At 65.4% G+C, this 19686-nt stretch carries 18 protein-coding genes and 1 other RNA gene; 17 read left to right on the top strand and 2 right to left on the bottom strand.

Annotated features, from left to right (window positions below; translation table 11 throughout):
- The first annotated feature begins 280 nt into the window (after window positions 1-280).
- The 10 genes from ffs to AB4850_RS23830 all read left to right on the top strand — a co-directional run bounded on the left by ffs (window position 281) and on the right by AB4850_RS23830 (window position 10081).
- An RNA gene (gene ffs / locus AB4850_RS23875) (signal recognition particle sRNA small type) lies at window positions 281-379 on the top strand.
- A 207-nt stretch (window positions 380-586) separates the two neighbouring features.
- Window positions 587-3229, top strand: coding sequence for a DNA polymerase III subunit gamma/tau (locus AB4850_RS23870; RefSeq protein WP_414445442.1), 2643 nt, complete (start codon window positions 587-589; stop codon window positions 3227-3229).
- An 86-nt stretch (window positions 3230-3315) separates the two neighbouring features.
- A complete protein-coding gene (locus AB4850_RS23865) occupies window positions 3316-3642 on the top strand; it encodes a YbaB/EbfC family nucleoid-associated protein (protein ID WP_414445441.1) in 327 nt (108 codons plus the stop codon).
- 28 nt (window positions 3643-3670) lie between these two features.
- Window positions 3671-4267: a recombination mediator RecR gene (recR, locus tag AB4850_RS23860; protein WP_414445440.1), complete on the top strand. Its 597-nt coding sequence runs from the start codon at window positions 3671-3673 to the stop codon at window positions 4265-4267.
- A 48-nt stretch (window positions 4268-4315) separates the two neighbouring features.
- Window positions 4316-5521 (top strand): CaiB/BaiF CoA transferase family protein, encoded by a 1206-nt coding sequence (locus AB4850_RS23855; protein WP_414445439.1) that lies wholly within the window; start codon window positions 4316-4318, stop codon window positions 5519-5521.
- A gap of 74 nt (window positions 5522-5595) precedes the next feature.
- Window positions 5596-6357 (top strand): 5'/3'-nucleotidase SurE, encoded by a 762-nt coding sequence (gene surE / locus AB4850_RS23850; protein ID WP_414445438.1) that lies wholly within the window; start codon window positions 5596-5598, stop codon window positions 6355-6357.
- A complete protein-coding gene (locus AB4850_RS23845; RefSeq protein WP_414445437.1) occupies window positions 6354-7253 on the top strand; it encodes a protein-L-isoaspartate(D-aspartate) O-methyltransferase in 900 nt (299 codons plus the stop codon). The genes surE and AB4850_RS23845 overlap by 4 nt, the downstream gene beginning before the upstream one ends.
- A gap of 5 nt (window positions 7254-7258) precedes the next feature.
- Window positions 7259-8185, top strand: coding sequence for a peptidoglycan DD-metalloendopeptidase family protein (locus AB4850_RS23840; RefSeq protein ID WP_414445597.1), 927 nt, complete (start codon window positions 7259-7261; stop codon window positions 8183-8185).
- 11 nt (window positions 8186-8196) lie between these two features.
- Complete coding sequence (gene rpoS, locus AB4850_RS23835) at window positions 8197-9294, top strand: RNA polymerase sigma factor RpoS (protein WP_414445436.1); 1098 nt, start codon at window positions 8197-8199, stop codon at window positions 9292-9294.
- Between the two features lie 7 nt (window positions 9295-9301).
- On the top strand, window positions 9302-10081 hold the full coding sequence (locus AB4850_RS23830) for a 3'-5' exonuclease (RefSeq protein ID WP_414445435.1): 780 nt from the start codon (window positions 9302-9304) through the stop codon (window positions 10079-10081).
- Between the two features lie 28 nt (window positions 10082-10109).
- Here AB4850_RS23830 and AB4850_RS23825 read toward each other — a convergent pair whose 3' ends face one another.
- A complete protein-coding gene (locus AB4850_RS23825) occupies window positions 10110-10970 on the bottom strand; it encodes an endonuclease/exonuclease/phosphatase family protein (RefSeq protein WP_414445596.1) in 861 nt (286 codons plus the stop codon).
- A gap of 73 nt (window positions 10971-11043) precedes the next feature.
- On the opposite strand from AB4850_RS23825, the gene rlmD reads away from it, so the two are divergent.
- Window positions 11044-12438: a 23S rRNA (uracil(1939)-C(5))-methyltransferase RlmD gene (gene rlmD, locus AB4850_RS23820; protein ID WP_414445434.1), complete on the top strand. Its 1395-nt coding sequence runs from the start codon at window positions 11044-11046 to the stop codon at window positions 12436-12438.
- 69 nt (window positions 12439-12507) lie between these two features.
- On the opposite strand, the gene AB4850_RS23815 is transcribed toward rlmD, so the two are convergent.
- A complete protein-coding gene (locus AB4850_RS23815; protein WP_414445433.1) occupies window positions 12508-13206 on the bottom strand; it encodes a Bax inhibitor-1/YccA family protein in 699 nt (232 codons plus the stop codon).
- Between the two features lie 272 nt (window positions 13207-13478).
- On the opposite strand from AB4850_RS23815, the gene ndk reads away from it, so the two are divergent.
- The 6 genes from ndk to AB4850_RS23785 all read left to right on the top strand — a co-directional run bounded on the left by ndk (window position 13479) and on the right by AB4850_RS23785 (window position 19666).
- A complete protein-coding gene (gene ndk, locus AB4850_RS23810; protein ID WP_414445432.1) occupies window positions 13479-13904 on the top strand; it encodes a nucleoside-diphosphate kinase in 426 nt (141 codons plus the stop codon).
- Between the two features lie 42 nt (window positions 13905-13946).
- Window positions 13947-15083, top strand: a complete 1137-nt coding sequence (rlmN, locus tag AB4850_RS23805) for a 23S rRNA (adenine(2503)-C(2))-methyltransferase RlmN (protein WP_414445431.1) — start codon at window positions 13947-13949, stop codon at window positions 15081-15083.
- A 131-nt stretch (window positions 15084-15214) separates the two neighbouring features.
- Complete coding sequence (locus tag AB4850_RS23800; RefSeq protein ID WP_414445430.1) at window positions 15215-16237, top strand: helix-turn-helix domain-containing protein; 1023 nt, start codon at window positions 15215-15217, stop codon at window positions 16235-16237.
- An 89-nt stretch (window positions 16238-16326) separates the two neighbouring features.
- Window positions 16327-17631, top strand: coding sequence for a flavodoxin-dependent (E)-4-hydroxy-3-methylbut-2-enyl-diphosphate synthase (gene ispG / locus AB4850_RS23795; protein ID WP_414445429.1), 1305 nt, complete (start codon window positions 16327-16329; stop codon window positions 17629-17631).
- 18 nt (window positions 17632-17649) lie between these two features.
- A complete protein-coding gene (gene hisS / locus AB4850_RS23790; protein WP_414445428.1) occupies window positions 17650-18987 on the top strand; it encodes a histidine--tRNA ligase in 1338 nt (445 codons plus the stop codon).
- 49 nt (window positions 18988-19036) lie between these two features.
- Window positions 19037-19666 (top strand): tetratricopeptide repeat protein, encoded by a 630-nt coding sequence (locus AB4850_RS23785; RefSeq protein ID WP_414445427.1) that lies wholly within the window; start codon window positions 19037-19039, stop codon window positions 19664-19666.
- The last annotated feature ends 20 nt before the right edge of the window (window positions 19667-19686 follow it).

Genomic DNA, 19686 nt, shown 5'->3' with positions numbered 1-19686 from the left:
GGCTGTAGGGCACTACGGGCGACGTAACCGATGTGGGTATGGCGCGGCGGAATGCAAGGGCAGTGGGGCGGTGGGAATCTTTCCGGATGAAACAAGAGCGGGCAGCGCATTTAAACGATGCCGTCTTTGGGTCGGGGGCGTTCATCGATTGCGATATTTCGGAGAAGGGTGCTTATATATTGCGCACAGGAGCGCCAATTCGATGTCCCGCCTCGCCCGAAGTGCGATGTTGCCGATAAATCGGTCGCGCTCGAATCGAACCGGTGCTAGAATACGCCGTGACGGGCCTCCTCGCATGGTGGGCCGGTGAACCTGGTCAGGTCGGGAACGAAGCAGCCACAACCGTTTTCCGCCAGTGCCGAGGGTCAGGCTCGTCACCCCTCTCTTCTAGTTGTTCTGATGTACCTCTCTGTCGCATTCGCGGCGCCTCGATATTTCCTGTTTCCCCCTTGTTGATCGCTGCGCAGCGTCATGCGGTTCGGCACGATTGCGTCGTGTGCCGCCGCCGATCCTTGTGCGCGCAAATCTCGCCGGCATCGGTGGCTTGGCTGTCGGCGGCGCGATATGTTGCTGATACAATTTCGTGATGACCTATCAAGTTCTCGCCCGCAAGTGGCGTCCGAAGGATTTCGCTTCGCTCGTCGGCCAGGAGCACGTCGTCAGGGCGCTTACGCACGCGCTCGATGGCGGGCGTTTGCATCACGCCTACCTGTTTACGGGCACTCGTGGCGTCGGCAAGACGACGTTGTCCCGGATCTTCGCCAAGGCGCTTAATTGCGAGACCGGCGTGACCTCGCAGCCGTGCGGCGTCTGCCGTGCCTGCCGCGAAATCGACGAAGGGCGTTTCGTCGATTACGTCGAAATGGACGCGGCCAGCAACCGCGGTGTCGATGAAATGGCCGCGCTGCTGGAGCGCGCCGTGTACGCGCCCGTCGATGCGCGCTTCAAGGTCTACATGATCGACGAAGTGCACATGCTGACGAACCACGCGTTCAACGCGATGCTCAAGACGCTCGAGGAACCGCCGTCGCACGTCAAGTTCATCCTCGCCACCACCGATCCCCAGAAGATTCCCGTGACCGTGTTGTCGCGCTGCCTGCAGTTCAATCTGAAGCAGATGCCGGCGGGGCATATCGTCACGCACCTGGAGCGGATTCTCGGCGAGGAGCACGTGGCGTTCGAGCAGCAGGCGCTGCGGCTGCTCGCGCGCGCGGCGCAGGGCAGCATGCGTGACGCGCTGTCGCTGACCGATCAGGCGATCGCCTATTCGGCCAACGAGGTAACCGAAGCCGCCGTGTCCGGCATGCTCGGCGCGCTCGACCAGACCTACATGGTGCGTTTGCTCGACGCCATTGCCGCGGGCGACGGCCCGGAAATCCTCACGATCGCCGATGAAATGGCGCTGCGCAGCCTGTCGTTCTCGACGGCGCTGCAGGATCTGGCCGGCCTGTTGCATCGGATCGCCTGGGCGCAGTTCGCGCCGGCTTCGGTGCTCGATGAATGGCCCGAAGCGTCGGATCTGCGCCGCTTCGCCGAGTTGCTCGGCCCCGAGCAGGTTCAGCTCTATTACCAGATCGCGACGGTGGGTCGTGGCGAAATGGGGCTGGCGCCCGACGAATACGCGGGCTTCACGATGACGCTATTGCGCATGCTGGCTTTTGCGCCGTCCGGTCCGGGCGGTGGCGGGGGCGTGCCGGGCGCGGCACCCGCCTCAAAGGTGGGCGCGAGCCGCGCGGCAGCGCCGGCGGTGACCGCTGCGGCTGGCGCCGCGCCGGCCGCCCGCGCGATGCCGGCCCTCGCGCCGAAGCCCGCGGTGGTTCCGGTTGCGGTGCCGAAGCCGGTGGAGCCGCCGGCCGCGTTGCCGGTTGCTGCTGCGCATAGTGCCGCGGTGGTTGATCCTGCAGTGGCCGAGTCGGCCAAGCCCGTTGCGGTGGTTGAGCCCGCTGCGATCGAGTTGGCCAAGCCTTTGGCGGTGGTTGATCCTGCAGTGGCCGAGCCGACCAAGCCTGCTGCGGTGATTGATCCTGCAGTGGCCGAGTCGGCCAAGTCTGCGGCGGTGGTTGTCGATCCGGTCGCCACCGAAGCCGCTGCGACGTCGAAGCCTGAACTCGCACCGTGGTTGGATGAAGCCGATGTTGCTGCCGAGCCGGTTGTCGCAGCCGCTCCGGCCGCAGTGCCGGCTGCCGCTCCCGAAATCGAGGTTCCCGCCGCGATAGCCGATGGGCTGCCCGCCGAGATTGCACCGCCTCAAGCCGATCCCGAGCCGGTCGCCGCAGAACGGGCGGTCGTGCCGAGCGCACCGTCGCCGGACCCGGCCGCCGAGCCGCAACCGGCACGCGTACCAACCGTCACTCCCGAGCCGATCGCCGCCATCGCCAGCGAACCGGCCGCGCGTCCCGCGCCCGCTCGCGCCGGTGGCGCCGCCGCTGCGCTCGACGTGCTGCGCAGCCGCGGCATGCGAGTGTCGTCCGATCGCGACCGCGCGGCCACGGCGGCACCGAAAGCCGCGGCCGCCGCGCCGAAGCCCGCCGCGCCGCGCGTCAACGTACCGACGCCGCGCCCGCGTGCCGAACAACCGGTTCACGCCAGCTCGGCCGATCCGTCCGCGCCGCCGTCGTGGGACGACATGCCGCCCGACGATTACATGCCGATGTCGATGTCGGCCGACGAGCACTACGGCCCGCCGCCCGACGACGGCTATTTCCCCGTATTCGACAGCGGTCCCGATGACGTGCGCGTGGCACCGCCGCAGCCGGCCCCTGCGCCGGTCGATGCCCGTCCGCTGCCGCCCGCGATCTCGCTCGACGCGGTCGGCTACGACGGTGAATGGCCGCAACTGGCCGCCAGCCTGCCGCTCAAGGGCGTTGCCTACCAACTTGCCTTCAATAGCGAATTGACGGCGGTCGACGGCGGCGTGCTGAAGTTGTCGGTGCCAGTCCCGCAATACACCGATGCTGCGCAGGTCGCGAAGCTCAAGACCGCATTGGCCGAAGCGCTCGGCAAGGCGGTCGACGTCGCGGTCGACGTCGGTCCGGCGCGCCGCACGGCCGCAGCGCTCGACGCCCGCGAGCGCGCGGCGCGTCAGCGCGACGCCGAGCAGGACATCGGCGCCGATCCGTTCGTCCAGCAACTGATCCGCGATTTCGGCGCGCGGATCGTCGAGGGTTCGGTCCGCCCGGTGGCGGCCGACCACGCCGGTTCGGCCGGCGGCGCGCCGACGCTGCATTGAGCGCGGCCCCCAACCGTCCCATTCCCTAATCCCGGAACCGGCGCTAAGATCGCGCCGGTCTCACACGAATACCAAGGAGCACGTCCATGATGAAAGGCCAACTCGCCGGGCTGATGAAGCAAGCCCAGCAAATGCAGGACAACATGAAGAAGATGCAGGAGCAGCTCGCCCTCATCGAAGTCGAAGGTCAGTCTGGCGCCGGGCTCGTCAAGGTCACGATGACCTGCAAGAACGAAGTGCGCCGCGTGACGATCGACCCGAGCCTGCTCGCGGACGACAAGGACATGCTCGAAGACCTGGTGGCCGCGGCGTTCAACGATGCCGTGCGCAAGGCCGAGGCCACGTCGCAGGAAAAGATGAGCGGCATGACCTCGGGCCTGCCGCTGCCGCCGGGCTTCAAGCTGCCGTTCTAAGGCAGTTCCTTTCGCATATCGGTATCGCATGAAACAGCCGTCCGCCCTGTCCGCCCTCGTCGAAGCACTGCGCGTGCTGCCCGGCGTCGGGCCGAAATCCGCACAACGGATGGCCTACCACCTGATGCAGCACGATCGGGATGGCGCCGAGCGGCTCGGGCGATCGCTGCTGTTCGCGACCGAGCACCTGCAGCACTGCGAGAAGTGCAACACCTTCACCGAGGCGCGCATCTGCGAAGTCTGCAGCGATACCGAGCGCGATCCGAGCCTGCTGTGCGTCGTCGAGACGCCGGCCGACCAGATCATGCTCGAGCAGACACTGACCTACCGCGGCCTCTATTTCGTGCTGATGGGGCGGCTGAGCCCGCTCGACGGCATCGGCCCCAAGGAAATCCACTTCGACCGGCTCGTGAAGCGCGCGTCGGACGGCATCGTCAAGGAAGTCGTGCTCGCGACCAACTTCACGAACGAGGGCGAGGCCACCGCCCATTACCTGGGGCAAACCTTGAAAGCGCGCGGCCTGTCCGTCACGCGGCTCGCGCGCGGCGTGCCGGTGGGCGGCGAACTCGAATATGTCGATGCGGGCACCATCGCCCGCGCGATGCTCGACCGCCGCACCCTGTAACGCGGCACCGGCCATTCGGCCGTACGCCGTTCCGGAGAATCCACACAGATGAGCGCAACGCCAGGCCCGCTCGTGGGCGTCAAGGTGCTTGAATTCGGCACGCTGATCGCGGGGCCGTTCGCGGCCCGCCTGTTCGCCGAGTTCGGCGCGGAAGTGATCAAGATCGAGGATCCGAACGGCGGCGATCCGCTGCGCAAATGGCGCAAGCTCTACCCGGAAGCGGGCGGCACGTCGCTCTGGTGGGCGGTGCAGGCGCGCAACAAGAAATCGGTCACGCTCAACCTCAAGACGGACGAAGGCCGGCGGATCGCGCAGCAGCTCGCGGCCGAGGCCGATATCGTCGTCGAGAATTTCCGCCCGGGGCTGCTCGAAAAGCTCGGCCTCGGCTACGACGTGCTGTCGGCGAACAACCCGGGCCTCGTGATGGTGCGGCTGTCCGGTTATGGGCAGACCGGCCCGTATCGCGACCGTCCCGGCTTCGGTGCGATCGCCGAATCGATGGGCGGCCTGCGCCATATCACCGGCTATCCCGAGCTGCCGCCGCCGCGCATCGGCATTTCGATCGGCGATTCGATCGCCGCGCTGCACGGCGTGATCGGCGCGATGATGGCGCTGCACCACCGCAACATGAACGGCGGCAAGGGGCAGGTGGTAGACGTCGCGCTCTACGAAGCCGTGTTCAACATGATGGAAAGCGTGGTGCCCGAGTACGGCGTCTACGGCATGGTGCGCGAGCGCACCGGTGCGTCGCTGCCGGGCATCGTGCCGTCCAATACCTATGCCTGCGCCGACGGCAGCATCGTGATCGGCGGCAACAGCGATCCGATCTTCAAGCGCCTGATGAAGGCGATCGAGCGCGCCGATCTGGCCGACGATCCGGCGCTCGCGCACAACGATGGCCGGGTTCCGCGCACGCAGGAGATCGACGATGCGATCGCCGCCTGGCTCGCGCCGCGCACCATCGACGCCGCGCTCGAGGTGCTCAATGCGGCCGACGTGCCGGCCGGGCGCATTTACAGCGCAGCCGACATGTTCGTCGATCCGCAGTTCGTCGCACGCCAGATGATCCAGCGTTTCCGCCTGCCGGACGGACAGGAGATTGCGCTGCCGTCGATCACGCCGAAGCTGTCGGACACGCCGGGCGATACGCGCTGGCTCGGGCCGGCGCTCGGCGAGCACACCGACGCGGTGCTCGCCGAACTCGGCTACGACGCTCCGGCGATCGCTGCGCTGCGCGAAAAACGCGTGATCTAGCGCCGCTCGGCGATGCGCCGGCAGGTGGCCGGACTGTCGTTCGCACGCCATGTTTCCTCGGTTACAATCGCCGGATGCGAATCCTACTCAGCAACGACGACGGTTATCTGGCGCCCGGCCTGGCCGCGCTCTACGAAGCGCTGCGTCCGTTCGCCGATGTGACCGTGATGGCGCCCGAGCAGAATTGCAGCGGGGCGTCGAACTCCCTGACGCTGTCGCGGCCGCTGTCGCTGCATCGCTCGGCCACCACCGGATTTCATTACGTGAACGGCACGCCGACCGACTCGGTCCACCTCGCGCTGACGGGGATGTTCGAGGGCCGGCCCGACCTCGTCGTGTCGGGCATCAACAACGGTCAGAACATGGGCGACGACACGCTCTATTCGGGCACCGTCGCCGCCGCCACCGAAGGCATCATGTTCGGCATCCCGGCCATCGCGTTCTCGCTGGTCGACAAGGATTGGGTTGAACTGGAATCGGCCGCGCGCGTGGCCGCCGACATCGTCCGGCATTTCATCGAAACGCCGATGCCGGGCCAGCCTTTTCTGAACGTCAATATCCCGAATTTACCGTACGAGCAGCTCAAGGGCTGGCAGGTCACGCGGCTCGGCAAGCGTCACCCGTCGCAACCGGTGATCCGCCAGAACAACCCGCGCGGCGAGGCGATCTACTGGATCGGCGCCACGGGTGCCGCGCTCGACGCGAGCGAGGGCACCGATTTCCACGCGACGGCGAACGGCCATGTGTCGATCACGCCGTTGCAGCTCGATCTCACCGATACGCAGAAACTGGCGGCGACGCGCGATTGGGTGCGCTCGCGGAGCGACGTCGCATGAGCGGCGAGCGCGCCAAGCGGTTTCCGCTTGCGCTCGAGGATCTGAAGCGGGCGCCGCGCAAGGCGGCCGCCCGCACGAACGAGCGATCCCATCCCGCATCGCCCGCACGGCCGACGCTCGGCGCGTCGGTGGCCGGGTCGCCGGCGCGGCCGGCCGGCCTGACGCGTGCGGCGCTGCAGGGCAACACCGCCTCGGCGGTGGCTGCGAAGGGCGCCGCCCATGCGGGAAAACCCGCTGTGACCGGTGCGCTGGCGCTGACCTCGGAACGGGTTCGCGAGCGCATGGTCGAACGACTGCGCGCGAACGGCATCACCGATACGCGCGTGCTGGCCGCGATGGCCGCCGTGCCGCGTCATCTGTTCGTCGATCCCGGCCTGGCCGCGCAGGCATATGAAGATGCGGCCTTGCCGATCGGCCATCAGCAAACGATTTCGAAGCCGTCCGTGGTCTCGCGCATGATCGAACTGGCGCTCGCGGGCCGTTCGCCCGAGCGCGTGCTCGAGATCGGCACCGGCTGCGGTTATCAGGCTGCGGTATTGAGTCATCTCGCGCGCGACGTCTATTCGATCGAGCGCGTGAAACCCTTGTTCGAACGCGCGAAACGCAATCTCCGGCCATTGCGCGTGCCGAACATCCGGCTGCATTACGGCGACGGCCGCCTCGGCTTGCCCGCGGCCGCGCCGTTCGATGCGATCGTGATCGCGGCGGCCGGCTTGGATATACCGCAAGCGCTGCTCGAGCAACTGACCGTGGGCGGCCGGCTGGTCGCGCCGGTCGGCGCGCAGAGCGGCGATTCGCAAGTGCTGACGCTCGTCGAACGCGTCGGGCCGACACAATGGAGAGAGTCGCGACTTGATCGCGTTTTCTTTGTCCCTTTAAAATCCGGAGTGATTTGACACTGATGATTACGTTGCGCGCGATGCAAAACAAACAATCGACTATTCCGCTGACATCCGGCCAGCGAATCGGCCAGCGCGCCATCTGTGCAGCCGCACTCCTGCTCGTTGCCGCCTGCGCATCGCGCATGGATCCGGCGCCGGTGGTGGATCGCTCCGGCGCACTCGGCACGTCGCCGTCGGCGCCGTTGGCCGCCACGCAGCCGGCCGTGCCGCTCGGCCCGCCGCCGCCCGGCTATTACCGCGTGAAACCGGGCGATACGCTGTATCGGATCGCCCTGGAAAACGGCCAGAATTACCGCGACATCGCCTCGTGGAACAACCTGTCGAACCCGAATCAGATCGAAGTCGATCAACTGCTGCGCGTTGCGCCGCCGAACGGCGCCGTCGCGGGCGCGATGCCGCCGCCGGGTGCTTCGAACGCCCCGGTGCCGCCGCTGTCGAGCGGCCCGGCGATGCCGCCGATCTACGGCGCGAACGGTGCGAACGGCGCGCCGGCCGGCAACGCGGTGCCGCCGGTCGCCGCTGCACCGGCGCCGGGCGCAGCGCCGAGCGCCAGCTCGGGTTCGGTGTCGTTCGCGTGGCCGGTGCGCGGCCCGATCCTCAATCAGTTCGACGACTCGAAGAACAAGGGCCTCAATATCGGCGGCACGGCGGGCACGCCGGTCAAGGCAGCGGCGGACGGCCGCGTGGTCTATGCCGGTAACGGTCTGCGCGGTTACGGCAACCTCATTATCATCAAGCACGATCCGACCTATCTCACGGCGTATGCACACAACCGCGCTTTGATGGTAAAAGAGGGGGATTCCGTCACGAAAGGCCAGAAAATCGCCGAGATGGGCAACAGCGATTCCGACCGCGTGATGTTGCATTTCGAGGTTCGCCGCCAGGGCAAGCCTGTTGATCCGCTGAAGTATCTGCCGCCTCAATAGCCGAGACGATCATGCCGAAATCGAAGCGCCACGAGCCGCAAGCCGAGTCTGAGAAGATCAGTCGTGCCACGCAAGCATCGGTGGGACGGGCTGGCGCTTCGAAGCAGGATGATGACGATGCCTCCGAGCCGGAGCGCGATTACGAAGCGCGCGAAGCCGATTCGGACGATAACGACGGCGAACGCGGAACGCGCGGCAGCGGTGGCGAGAGCGCGCCCGAGCCCGACGATTTCCGCGCGATCATGCAGGCGGAACTCACCGCCGACACCATCCAGCATTACCTGAACCGCATCAGCGTCAAGCCGCTGCTGACCGTCGAGGAAGAGCAGCATTTCTCGCGGCGGGCCAAGGCCGGCGAGTTCGAGGCGCGGCAGGTGATGATCGAGCGGAATCTGCGGCTCGTGGTCAGCATCGCAAAAGGCTATCTGAATCGCGGCGTGCCGCTGCTCGATCTGATCGAGGAGGGCAATCTCGGCCTGATGCATGCGATCGAGAAGTTCGATCCCACGCGCGGTTTTCGGTTTTCGACCTATGCCACTTGGTGGATCCGGCAAAGCGTCGAGCGTGCCATCATGAACCAGGCGCGCACCGTTCGGCTGCCGGTGCACGTGATTCGCGAGCTGAACCAGGTGCTGCGTGCCAAGCGCCACCTCGAAAAGAATTCGATGTCGACGGGCGAGGCGGCCGAACGCCGCGAGGCCAGCATCGACGACATCGCCTACCTGACGGGCAAGACGGCCGAGGAAGTGACCGACATCCTCGCGCTGAACGAGCACACCGCGTCGCTCGACGCGCCGCTCGACATGGATCCGGCCAGCAGCCTGCTGGATCTGTTGCCCGACGACCAGGGCCAGTCTCCCGACGCCGAAGTGCAGCACCGCGAGCTCGAAACCTTGACGCGCGCGTGGCTGTCGCGGCTGTCCGACAAGCACCGCCATGTGATCGAGCGGCGTTTCGGCCTGAACAACATCGAACCTGCCACGCTCGAAGAGCTGGCCGACGAGATGGGGCTGACCCGCGAGCGCGTGCGGCAAATCCAGCAGGAAGCGCTGGTGCGCCTTAAGCGGTTTTTTGCCTCCAATGGCGTTCGCAAGGACGCCGTCCTGTAAGCCATTGATGACACCGATTCTGGTTTTTGACATCGAGACGATTCCCGATGTCGACGGCATTCGCCGTCTTGAAGATCTCCCGCCCGACCTCAGCGACGAGGAAGTGGCCGAACATGCGTTCGAGGCGCGCCGCGAAAAGACGGGCGGCGATTTCCTGCCGCACCACCTGCAGCGCGTCGCCGCGATTTCCTGCGTGTTTCGCGACAAGGGCGGCTTTCGCGTGCGCTCGCTCGGCACGGCGCAGGACAGCGAAGCCGCGCTGATCCAATCGTTCTACCGGACCATCGAGAAATACACGCCGCAGCTCGTGTCGTGGAACGGCGGCGGTTTCGATCTGCCGGTGCTCCACTACCGGGCGCTGGTGCACGGCATCGCCGCGCCGCGCTACTGGGATCTGGGCGAGGACGATCGCGAGTTCAAGTGGAACAACTACCTGTCGCGCTATCACACGCGCCACACCGATCTGATGGATCTGCTTGCGCTCTATCAGCCGCGCGCCGCCGCACCGCTCGATGCGCTGGCCAAGCTGTGCGGCTTTCCGGGCAAGCTCGGCATGGACGGCAGCCAGGTGTGGGAGGCGTTTCGGGCGGGCGAGATCGAGGCGATCCGCAGTTACTGCGAAACCGACGTCGTGAATACCTATCTGCTTTATTGCCGCTTCCAGTTGATGCGCGGCGGGCTGGCGCCGGCCGAATACGCCGAGGAAGTGCAGATCGTGAAGGACGCGCTCGTCGCTGAACCCGCGCCGCATTGGGCCGAGTACCTGGCGGCATTCCCGAAGGCGTGACGCTGCGCAGGCATCGGTGGCTTTGCGGTCAGTCGTGCAGTTCCAGCAGGATCGGTTGATGATCGGAGGCACGCGTCGCGCCGTCGATTTCACAGCGCGCGACGCGATCGAGCAGCGTGTCCGTCACGAACACGAAATCGCAGGTCATCGCGCCGTCTTGCCATTGCACCGTGTCGTAGACCCCGGCGGTCGGTGGTGGCGTTTCGTCCGGATGCCGGTGCACCCAGGCGTCGGCGAAGCCGGGTGCGCCATCGATCGGTGCGAGCATGCGCCGGTACGCGTCGTCGCGATACGCGCTGTTGAAATCCCCACAGAGCACCGCATCGAGCGCGCGCCCCGAAGCCGCGAACGGCCCGTCGCGCGTTTCGGCCCGCGCCGGATGATGCGCGTGCCCGGCTGCTTCGTGGTGCTGATCGCGTAGCGCCTCGACCTGTGCGAGCCGCTGCGCCGCCGAGTAAAACTCCAGATGCGTGGTGACGATCCGCAACGGCAGTCCGCGCTCGGTTTCGATGTTGGCTTCAAGCGCCACGCGCGGCATCGACTGTGCGCGATCGTCAGCCGGCCACGGCAGCGTGTGGCGCATCACGCGCCCGAGCGGCAACCGTGTCGCGATCACGTTGCCTAATTGACGCCGTGGCCCACCAGCGGCCATAGGCGGCAGATCGACGGCAATCGCCTCGATCACCGCAAAGCCCGGCAGCAACGCGGCCAGCTCGGCGAATTGATCCGGGCCGGGGCCGCCGGGCAGGGCGCCGAAGCCACGCGTCAGTTCCTGCAGGCAGAGCACGTCGAAATCGGCCAGCGCGCGCGCCTCGGCGACGGTGCGGCCCAGATCGACCACGCCGCCGGCGTCTCGACCCCATTGAACGTTCCAGTTGAGCAGTTGCATGTCGAATCTCCAATCGCGGTCGGCCATTCGTCTACAATCTCGCCTTCCCACAAACGAATGTCAGGAAAAGCTGGTGTCTGAAGCCGCCCCCACTCCCGCGCGCAAATCCCGGAACGCGCCCGTCGTGCATGTCAGCGCGCCCATCGAGATCGAATCGCTCGACCATGAGGCGCGCGGCGTCGGGCGTCTTGTGAACGAGGACGGCGAGCCCGGCAAGGTGATCTTCGTCGAGGGCGCGTTGCCCGGCGAACGTGTCACGTATTCGAGCTACCGCCGCAAGCCGAGCTACGAGCAGGCCACCGTCGTCGATATTCTGCGTCCGAGCGTGATGCGCGTGGAGCCGAAATGCGCATTCTTCGGCACCTGCGGCGGCTGCTCGATGCAGCATCTCGACGTGCGCGCGCAGGTTGCGATCAAGCAGCGCGTGCTCGAAGACAACCTGTGGCACCTGGCCAAGCTGCGAGCCGAAACGATGTTCTCGCCGATCCACGGGCCGGCCTGGGGCTATCGCTACCGGGCGCGGCTGACCGTGCGCAATGTGCCGAAGAAGGGCGGCGTGCTGGTCGGTTTCCACGAGAAGAAGAGCAGCTACGTCGTCGACATGACGAGCTGCGAAGTGTTGCCGCCGCACGTGTCGGCCATGCTCGTGCCGCTGCGTCACTTGGTGGCAGGCCTGTCGATCAGCGACCGCATGCCGCAGATCGAGCTGGCGGTCGGGTCGAGTGTCACGGCGCTCGTGCTGCGCGTGCTGGAGCCGATCAATTCGGACGACGAAGCCTTGCTGCGCGCGTTTGCCGATGCGCATGACGTGCAGTTCTGGTTGCAGCCGAAGGGGCCGGATACGGTGTTCCCGTTCTATCCGCTCGACAAGTCGCTCGACTATACGCTGCCGGAATTCAATATCCGGATGCCGTTCAAGCCGACCGATTTCACGCAGGTCAACCATCAGATCAATCGCGTGCTGGTCGGCCGGGCGTTGCGTTTGCTCGCCCCGCAGCGCAACGATCGCGTGCTCGACCTGTTCTGCGGTATCGGCAACTTCACGCTGCCGCTGGCGCGTCTCTCGCGTGAGGTGGTGGGGATCGAAGGCAGCGAGGCACTGACCACGCGCGCGCTGGCCAACGCGAAGGAAAATGGCGTGGACGACCATACGTCGTTCGCCTGTCGCAACCTGTTCGAAGTCACGGCCGACGATATTCGCGCGCTGGGCGCGTTCGACAAGTTTCTGGTCGATCCGCCGCGCGAGGGTGCGCTGGCGGTATCGAAGGCGCTGGCCGAGATCGCGCAAAGCGGCGAGGGCCCGCTGCCGAAGCGGATCGTCTACGTGTCGTGCAATCCGTCTACGCTGGCGCGCGACGCCGGGCTGCTGGTGCACGAGGCCGGTTACCGGATGCGCGGCGCGGGAGTGGTCAACATGTTCCCGAACACGTCTCACGTCGAATCGATCGCAGTGTTCGAGCGCGACTGACTGGAGCGTTTCAAGCAGGCATGAAAAAACCGGCCCGAGGGCCGGTTTTTCGTGGGAGGCGTTCCGCGATCAGTTGCGGTTGCCGCCGAAGATGCCGAGCAACGCGAGCAGATTCGTGAAGACGTTGTACAGATCGAGATAGATCGCGAGCGTGGCCGTGATGTAGTTCGTCTCGCCGCCGTTTACGACGCGCTGGACATCGAACAGCATGTAGGCCGAGAAGATCACGATGGCCAGCACCGACACCGTCAGCATCAGCGCCGGCAGGTGCAGGAACATGTTGGCGACCGATGCCAGCAGCAGCACGATCACGCCGACGAACAGCCACTTGCCGAGGCCCGAGAAATCGCGCTTGCTGACCGTGGCGACGGCGGCCATCGCGGCGAAGATCACGCCAGTGCCACCGAAGGCGAGCATGATCAGCGACGGACCGTTCGAGAAACCGAGGATGAAGCTGAGCAGGCGCGACAGCATCAGGCCCATGAAGAACGTGAAGCCGAGCAGGACGAAGACGCCCGCGCTGCTGTTCTTGGTGCGCTCGATCGCGAACATGAAGCCGAACGCGATCGCGAAAAAGGCGAGCAGGCTCATCATCGGGCTGGTGGCCGCGAACAGCGAGAAACCGGTTGCGACCCCGACCCATGCGCCGAGGACCGTCGGGATCATCGAGAGCGCGAGCAGCCAGTAGGTATTGCGCAGTACGCGGTTGCGGGTCTCGGCCGACGCCAGCGAGCCGCCGCGACCGAAGTTGTACGGATAGTCGTTCATGGTTTCTCCTAGCATGGAACGTGACAGCGATCGGGAACCGGATGCATCGCAATGCGCTGCAGCAATCCGGGCGCCGCACTGCATAAGATCGGTCTGCCGGCCCAAGGTTTCAAGGGCCACCGAATATCTGATACACGCGCGACGCGCAAGCCTCAGCATACCCGGTTTTCGACCTTGCGGCGGTGTAAGGGTTCAATCGCAATGATACATCGGAACGTGCTACAATAGCGGATTCATTTGAATTCGTAACTTCTTAATTTTTTGGAGTTTTTATGGCAATCGAGCGCACCCTGTCGATCATCAAGCCGGACGCAGTGGCAAAGAACGTGATCGGTCAGATCTACAGCCGTTTCGAGAGCGCTGGCCTGAAGGTCATCGCAGCTCGTATGGCGCACCTGTCGCGCGGCGAAGCCGAGCAGTTCTACGCAGTGCATGCAGCACGTCCGTTCTTCAAGGACCTGGTCGATTTCATGATCTCGGGCCCGGTGATGATCCAAGTGCTGGAAGGCGAAGGCGCCATCCTGAAGAATCGTGACCTGATGGGTGCAACGGATCCGAAGAAGGCAGAAGCCGGCACGATCCGCGCCGATTTCGCCGACAGCATCGACGCGAACGCCGTGCACGGTTCGGACGCAGCGGAAACGGCTGCGGTCGAAATCGCATTTTTCTTCGCAGGCTTGAACGTCTACTCGCGCTAAGCGGGTAACGCGAATCCGGCGCTTGCAGCAAGGCAGGGCATCATGACGAGCGAAACTACCGTCAATCTTCTCGACTTCGACGCCGAGGGCCTCGTCGCATATTGCGGCAGCCTGGGCGAGAAGCCGTTCCGGGCCAAGCAGTTGCAGCGCTGGATTCATCAATACAATGCCGCCGATTTCGACGGCATGACTGATCTCGCCAAGTCATTGCGCGAGAAGCTGAAGGGTCGCGCGATCATCGGCATGCCCGATATCGCCAGCGACCACGTCTCGTCGGACGGCACGCGCAAGTGGCTGATCGACGTCGGCAACGGCAACGCGGTCGAAACCGTGTTCATCCCGGAAGAAACGCGTGGCACGCTATGCGTCTCGTCGCAGGCGGGATGTGCGGTCAATTGCCGGTTCTGTTCGACCGGAAAACAAGGTTTTTCGCGCAATCTGTCGACGGCCGAAATCGTCGGCCAGTTGCGCATGGCGGAATTCGCGCTGCGTGAATCGCTCGGGCGTGCGCCCGGGCCGAACGGCAAGGCCGACCGCGTCGTCACCAATGTCGTGATGATGGGAATGGGCGAACCGCTGCTCAATTACAGCGCCGTGGTGCCTGCCATGCGGCTGATGCTCGACGACAACGCCTACGGGCTGTCGCGGCGCCGTGTCACGTTGTCCACGTCGGGCGTGGTGCCCATGATGGACCGTCTCGGCGCGGAGTTGCCGGTGGCGCTTGCGGTGTCGTTGCATGCGCCGAACGACGCGCTGCGCGACGAGCTGGTGCCGCTCAACAAGAAATATCCGTTGCGTGAGCTGATGGCTGCGTGCCAGCGCTATTTGAATGTCGCGCCGCGGGATTTCATTACGTTCGAATATTGCATGCTCGACGGCGTCAACGACACCGACGCGCATGCGCGCGAGCTGCTCGCCATCACACGCGACGTGCCGTGCAAATTCAATCTGATCCCCTTCAATCCGTTCCCGGAATCGGGGCTGCTGCGCTCGAAGAACGAGCGGATCAAGCAGTTCTCGCAGGTTCTGCTCGAAGCCGGCGTCGTCACCACCGTGCGCAAGACGCGCGGCGATGATATCGATGCGGCCTGTGGGCAGCTCGCCGGCGCAGTGAAAGACCGCACGCGCCTGGCGGAACGGACCGGAACGGGGAAAATCATCGAGGTCCGGGCCGTCTGACGGGGAGGTCCGGGCAACGCGAAAGCGATCCGGGGCAGGCCAGGCCTGCCTCTGTTTAAAGGTTGCGCTTCGGCGTCGGCGATGTGTCGGCGCGGTTGCGCAAGTGAAGAAGAATCGACGCGAGGAATAGGATGAGCGAACCGCAACCGCCAAGAGGCGCAGACACGAACGCCGAGTACAAGCCGGCATCGGCGGGGTTGGAGTCGTTGGCGGCGGTCGGGGCGCGCCTCGCGCAGCTTCGCGAAGCGAAGGGTTGGTCGGTCGCGGATGTTTCGTCGCGCTTGAAGGTTGCCGTGCCGAAGCTGCGCGCACTCGAAGCCGGCGATATCAGCCAGATGCCGGGTTCGACGTTCGCGGCCGGCGTGGTGCGCAGTTACGCGAAGATGCTTGGTGTCGATCCGGAGCCGTTTGCGCAGGCGTTGCGCCGTGAAAAAGGCATCCCCGAAGTCGATCTGTCGATGCCGGCATCGGCCGGCACGGGCCTGCCGCGCGGCCGGGTATCGATTCCGCTTGGTGCTTCCACACGCAGCCGTTCATGGCTGTGGGCGGTGTTGGCCGTGATCGTGGCGGTGATCGCCGCGGCCATGTGGCATTCCGGTGGCGATTCGGCAAATTGGCTCTCGCGTTTCAAGTCGAATGCCGGCGTCGGCGCGTCCGATGCACAGCAAGCCTCGTCGGTGGCCGCTCAGGCCGCGGCGACGTCCGATTCCACCGCGATTGCCGTGGGCGGTTCGACGGTGGCAGGTGAAGTGGCGTCGAGCGCAACCGAGAGTGCTCCGGCTGGCATCGACGGTGCCGTTTCGGCCGCAGCACCGGCACAGCCGGCATCGGTCGCGCCTGCTGCTGCTCCGGCCGCGCCCGCTACGGCATCGGGCGCCGACGGCGCCAGCGTCGTGGCGGCTGCCGGCCAGTCGACGATCGGCATCACGGTCAAGCAGGATTGCTGGGTCAGCGTGCGCGACAAGAACGGCAAGGAAATCGTGTCGGGGCTGGTCAAGGCCGGCGAGACGCGTCAGGGCGCGGGTGAAGCGCCGCTGCGCATCACCATCGGCAATCGGGCCGGCCTCGACGCGGTGACGTTCGACGGAAAAACCGTCGATCCGGCAAAATACTCTGCGGGTCGGGGCAATGTCGCGCGGTTCGCGCTGCCCTGACGGCAAGTGTCGTGGCTGACCGGGCACGACACTTTTTCAATTCGTGCGCCGCCCGAGGGGTGGCGCTTCCGGCGTAAATGGATCCAACGATGCAATCCGAAGCTCAATCCCCACGCAGCAGTCAGATTTGTTCAACCGAGCCGGTGTTTGGCGGCTTCGCGCCGCGTCGCCGTTCGCATGCGGTGGATGTCCGGTGGGGCGGGAATCTGGTAACGATCGGCGGCGACGCGCCCGTGCGCGTGCAGTCGATGACGAACACCGATACGGCCGATGCCATCGGCACGGCTATCCAGATCAAGGACCTGGCGAACGCGGGTTCGGAACTGGTACGGATTACGGTCAATACGCCCGAGGCGGCAGCGGCCGTGCCGGCGATTCGCGAGCAGCTCGACCGGATGGGCGTGTCGGTGCCGCTGGTCGGCGATTTCCATTACAACGGCCATCTGTTGTTGCGCGATCATCCGGCCTGTGCCGAGTCGCTGTCGAAATACCGGATCAATCCCGGCAACGTCGGCCAGGGCGCGAAGCGCGATACGCAGTTCGCACAGATGATCGAAGCGGCCGTGAAGTACGACAAGCCGGTGCGGATCGGTGTGAACTGGGGCAGCCTGGACCAGGACCTGCTGGCGCGCATGATGGACGAGAACGCCGCGCGCAGCACGCCGTGGGATGCGCAGAGCGTGATGTACGAAGCGCTGATCCAGTCGGCGATCGGCTCGGGCGAACGTGCCGTCGAACTGGGCCTTGGCCGTGACAAGATCATCCTGTCGTGCAAGGTCAGCGGCGTGCAGGATCTGATCGCCGTGTATCGCGAGCTGTCCAAGCGTTGCGGCTTCGCGCTGCACCTGGGCCTGACCGAAGCCGGCATGGGTTCGAAGGGCATCGTCGCTTCCACGGCCGCTCTCGGCGTGCTGCTCCAGGAAGGCATCGGCGACACGATTCGCATTTCGCTGACGCCGGAGCCGGGCGCGCCGCGCACGGGCGAAGTGGTGGTCGGCCAGGAAATCCTGCAAACCATGGGCCTGCGTTCGTTCGCGCCGATGGTGATCGCATGCCCCGGTTGCGGTCGCACCACCAGCACGCTGTTCCAGGAGCTGGCGATGCAGATCCAGACCTACCTGCGCGAGCAGATGCCGGAATGGCGCAAGACCTTCCCGGGCGTCGAAAAGATGAACGTCGCGGTGATGGGCTGCATCGTCAATGGCCCGGGCGAGTCGAAGCACGCGAACATCGGCATCAGCCTGCCGGGTTCGGGCGAGAACCCGGCCGCGCCGGTGTTCATCGATGGCGAGAAGGTCAAGACCCTGCGCGGCGAGCGCATCGCCGAGGAATTCCAGCAAATCGTGAGTGACTACGTCGCGCGCAACTACGGCCAGGCAACGGCCGAGCAATAAATCGTCAACCGAAATCAGATGACCGAAACCAAGCGAAAGCTCGAAAAACTGACGGGCGTGAAGGGCATGAACGACATCCTCCCGCAGGATGCCGGATTGTGGGAATTCTTCGAGGCGACCGTGAAGTCGCTGCTGCGCGCCTACGGCTACCAGAACATCCGCACGCCGATCGTCGAGCATACGCAACTGTTCACGCGCGGCATCGGTGAAGTGACCGATATCGTCGAGAAGGAGATGTACAGCTTTACCGACGCGCTGAACGGCGAGCACCTCACGATGCGCCCGGAAAACACCGCTGCCGTGGTGCGTTCCGCGATCGAGCACAACCTGCTGTACGACGGCCCGAAGCGTCTGTGGTACATCGGCCCGATGTTCCGCCACGAGCGTCCGCAGCGCGGCCGCTATCGCCAGTTCCATCAGGTCGGCGTGGAAGCGCTCGGTTTCGCCGGCCCCGATGCGGATGCCGAAATCATCATGATGTGTCAGCGCCTGTGGGACGACCTCGGCCTGATGGGCATCAAGCTCGAAATCAACTCGCTCGGCCTGGCCGAGGAGCGTGCCGCGCACCGCGTCGAGCTGATCAAGTACCTGGAGCAGTTCGCCGACGTGCTCGACGAGGATGCGAAGCGTCGCCTATATACGAACCCGCTGCGCGTGCTCGACACGAAGAACCCGGCGCTGCAGGAAATCGCGCAGAACGCGCCGAAGCTGATCGACTTCCTCGGCGAATCTTCGCGCGCGCATTTCGAGGGCCTGCAGCGTCTGCTGAAGTCCAACAACGTGCCGTTCACGATCAACCCGCGTCTCGTGCGCGGCCTCGACTATTACAACCTGACCGTGTTCGAGTGGGTGACCGACAAGCTCGGCGCGCAAGGCACGGTGGCCGCAGGCGGTCGCTACGATCCGCTGATCGAGCAGCTCGGTGGCAAGCCCACGGGCGCTTGCGGCTGGGCGATGGGCGTCGAGCGGATCCTCGAACTGCTCAAGGAAGATCAGCTCGTGCCGGAGCAGGAAGGCGTCGATGTCTACATCGTTCACCAGGGCGATGCGGCACGCGAGCAGGCGTTCATCATCGGCGAGCGCCTGCGCGACACCGGCCTCGACGTGATTTTCCACTGCAGCCCCGACGGCGGCACCGCCAGCTTCAAGTCGCAGATGAAGCGTGCGGACGCGAGCGGCGCGGCTTACGCGGTGATCCTCGGCGAAGACGAAGTCGCGAATGGCACGGTGGGCGTGAAGGCGCTGCGCGGTGCCGGCGAGGGCGAGAAGAGCGAGCAGCAGACGGTAACGGTCGAGAACTTGACCGAATTTCTAATCAATGCGATGGTTGCATCCGCCGAAGACGGCGACGACTGATCGCAGCGGATTCGCTCGACAACAAGCAGGAAGAAGGAATCGCTAGCCGATGAGTTATCACGACGAACAAGAATCGATTGAAAGCGTCAAAGCCTGGTGGGCCCGTTGGGGCAACCTGACGACCTGGGTCCTGACTGCGGCGCTCGTCGTCGCCGCCGCCTGGAACGGCTGGAATTACTGGCAGCGCCATCAGGCGGCAGAGGCTTCGGTGTTCTACGAGGCCGTGCAGCAGGCCATCAGCTCCGGCGACAAGGCCAAGATTGCGCGCGCCGCGTCCGACATGGAAAGCAAGTACGGCAGCACGGCGTACGGGCCGATGACGGCACTGGCCGCCGCCAAGGGCCTGTACGATGCGGGCGATTCGGCCGGTGCGAAAGCCCAGCTGCAATGGACCATCGACAACGCGAAGGACGATTCGTACAAGCAGGTCGCGAAGCTGCGCCTGGCTTCGTTGCTGCTCGACGAAAAGGCCTACGACGCCGGTCTCGCGCTGTTGAGCGGCACGCCCGTCGACAGTTTCAAGCCTCTCGTGGCGGATGGTCGTGGCGATTTGCTTGCCGCCCAGGGCAAACGCGACGATGCGCGTGCAGCGTACCAGCTCGCGCTCGAATCCCTGCCGAAGCAAGACACGTCCACGCGTCAGCTCGTTCAGTTCAAGCTCGACGCGCTCGGTAGCTGAGCGTCCGCGCTCGTTCCACA

The sequence above is a fragment of the Burkholderia sp. 22PA0106 genome, assembly GCF_047497155.1.
In the GTDB taxonomy this organism is placed as follows: Bacteria; Pseudomonadota; Gammaproteobacteria; order Burkholderiales; family Burkholderiaceae; genus Burkholderia.
This window is presented reverse-complemented; position numbering and strand designations above follow the sequence as displayed.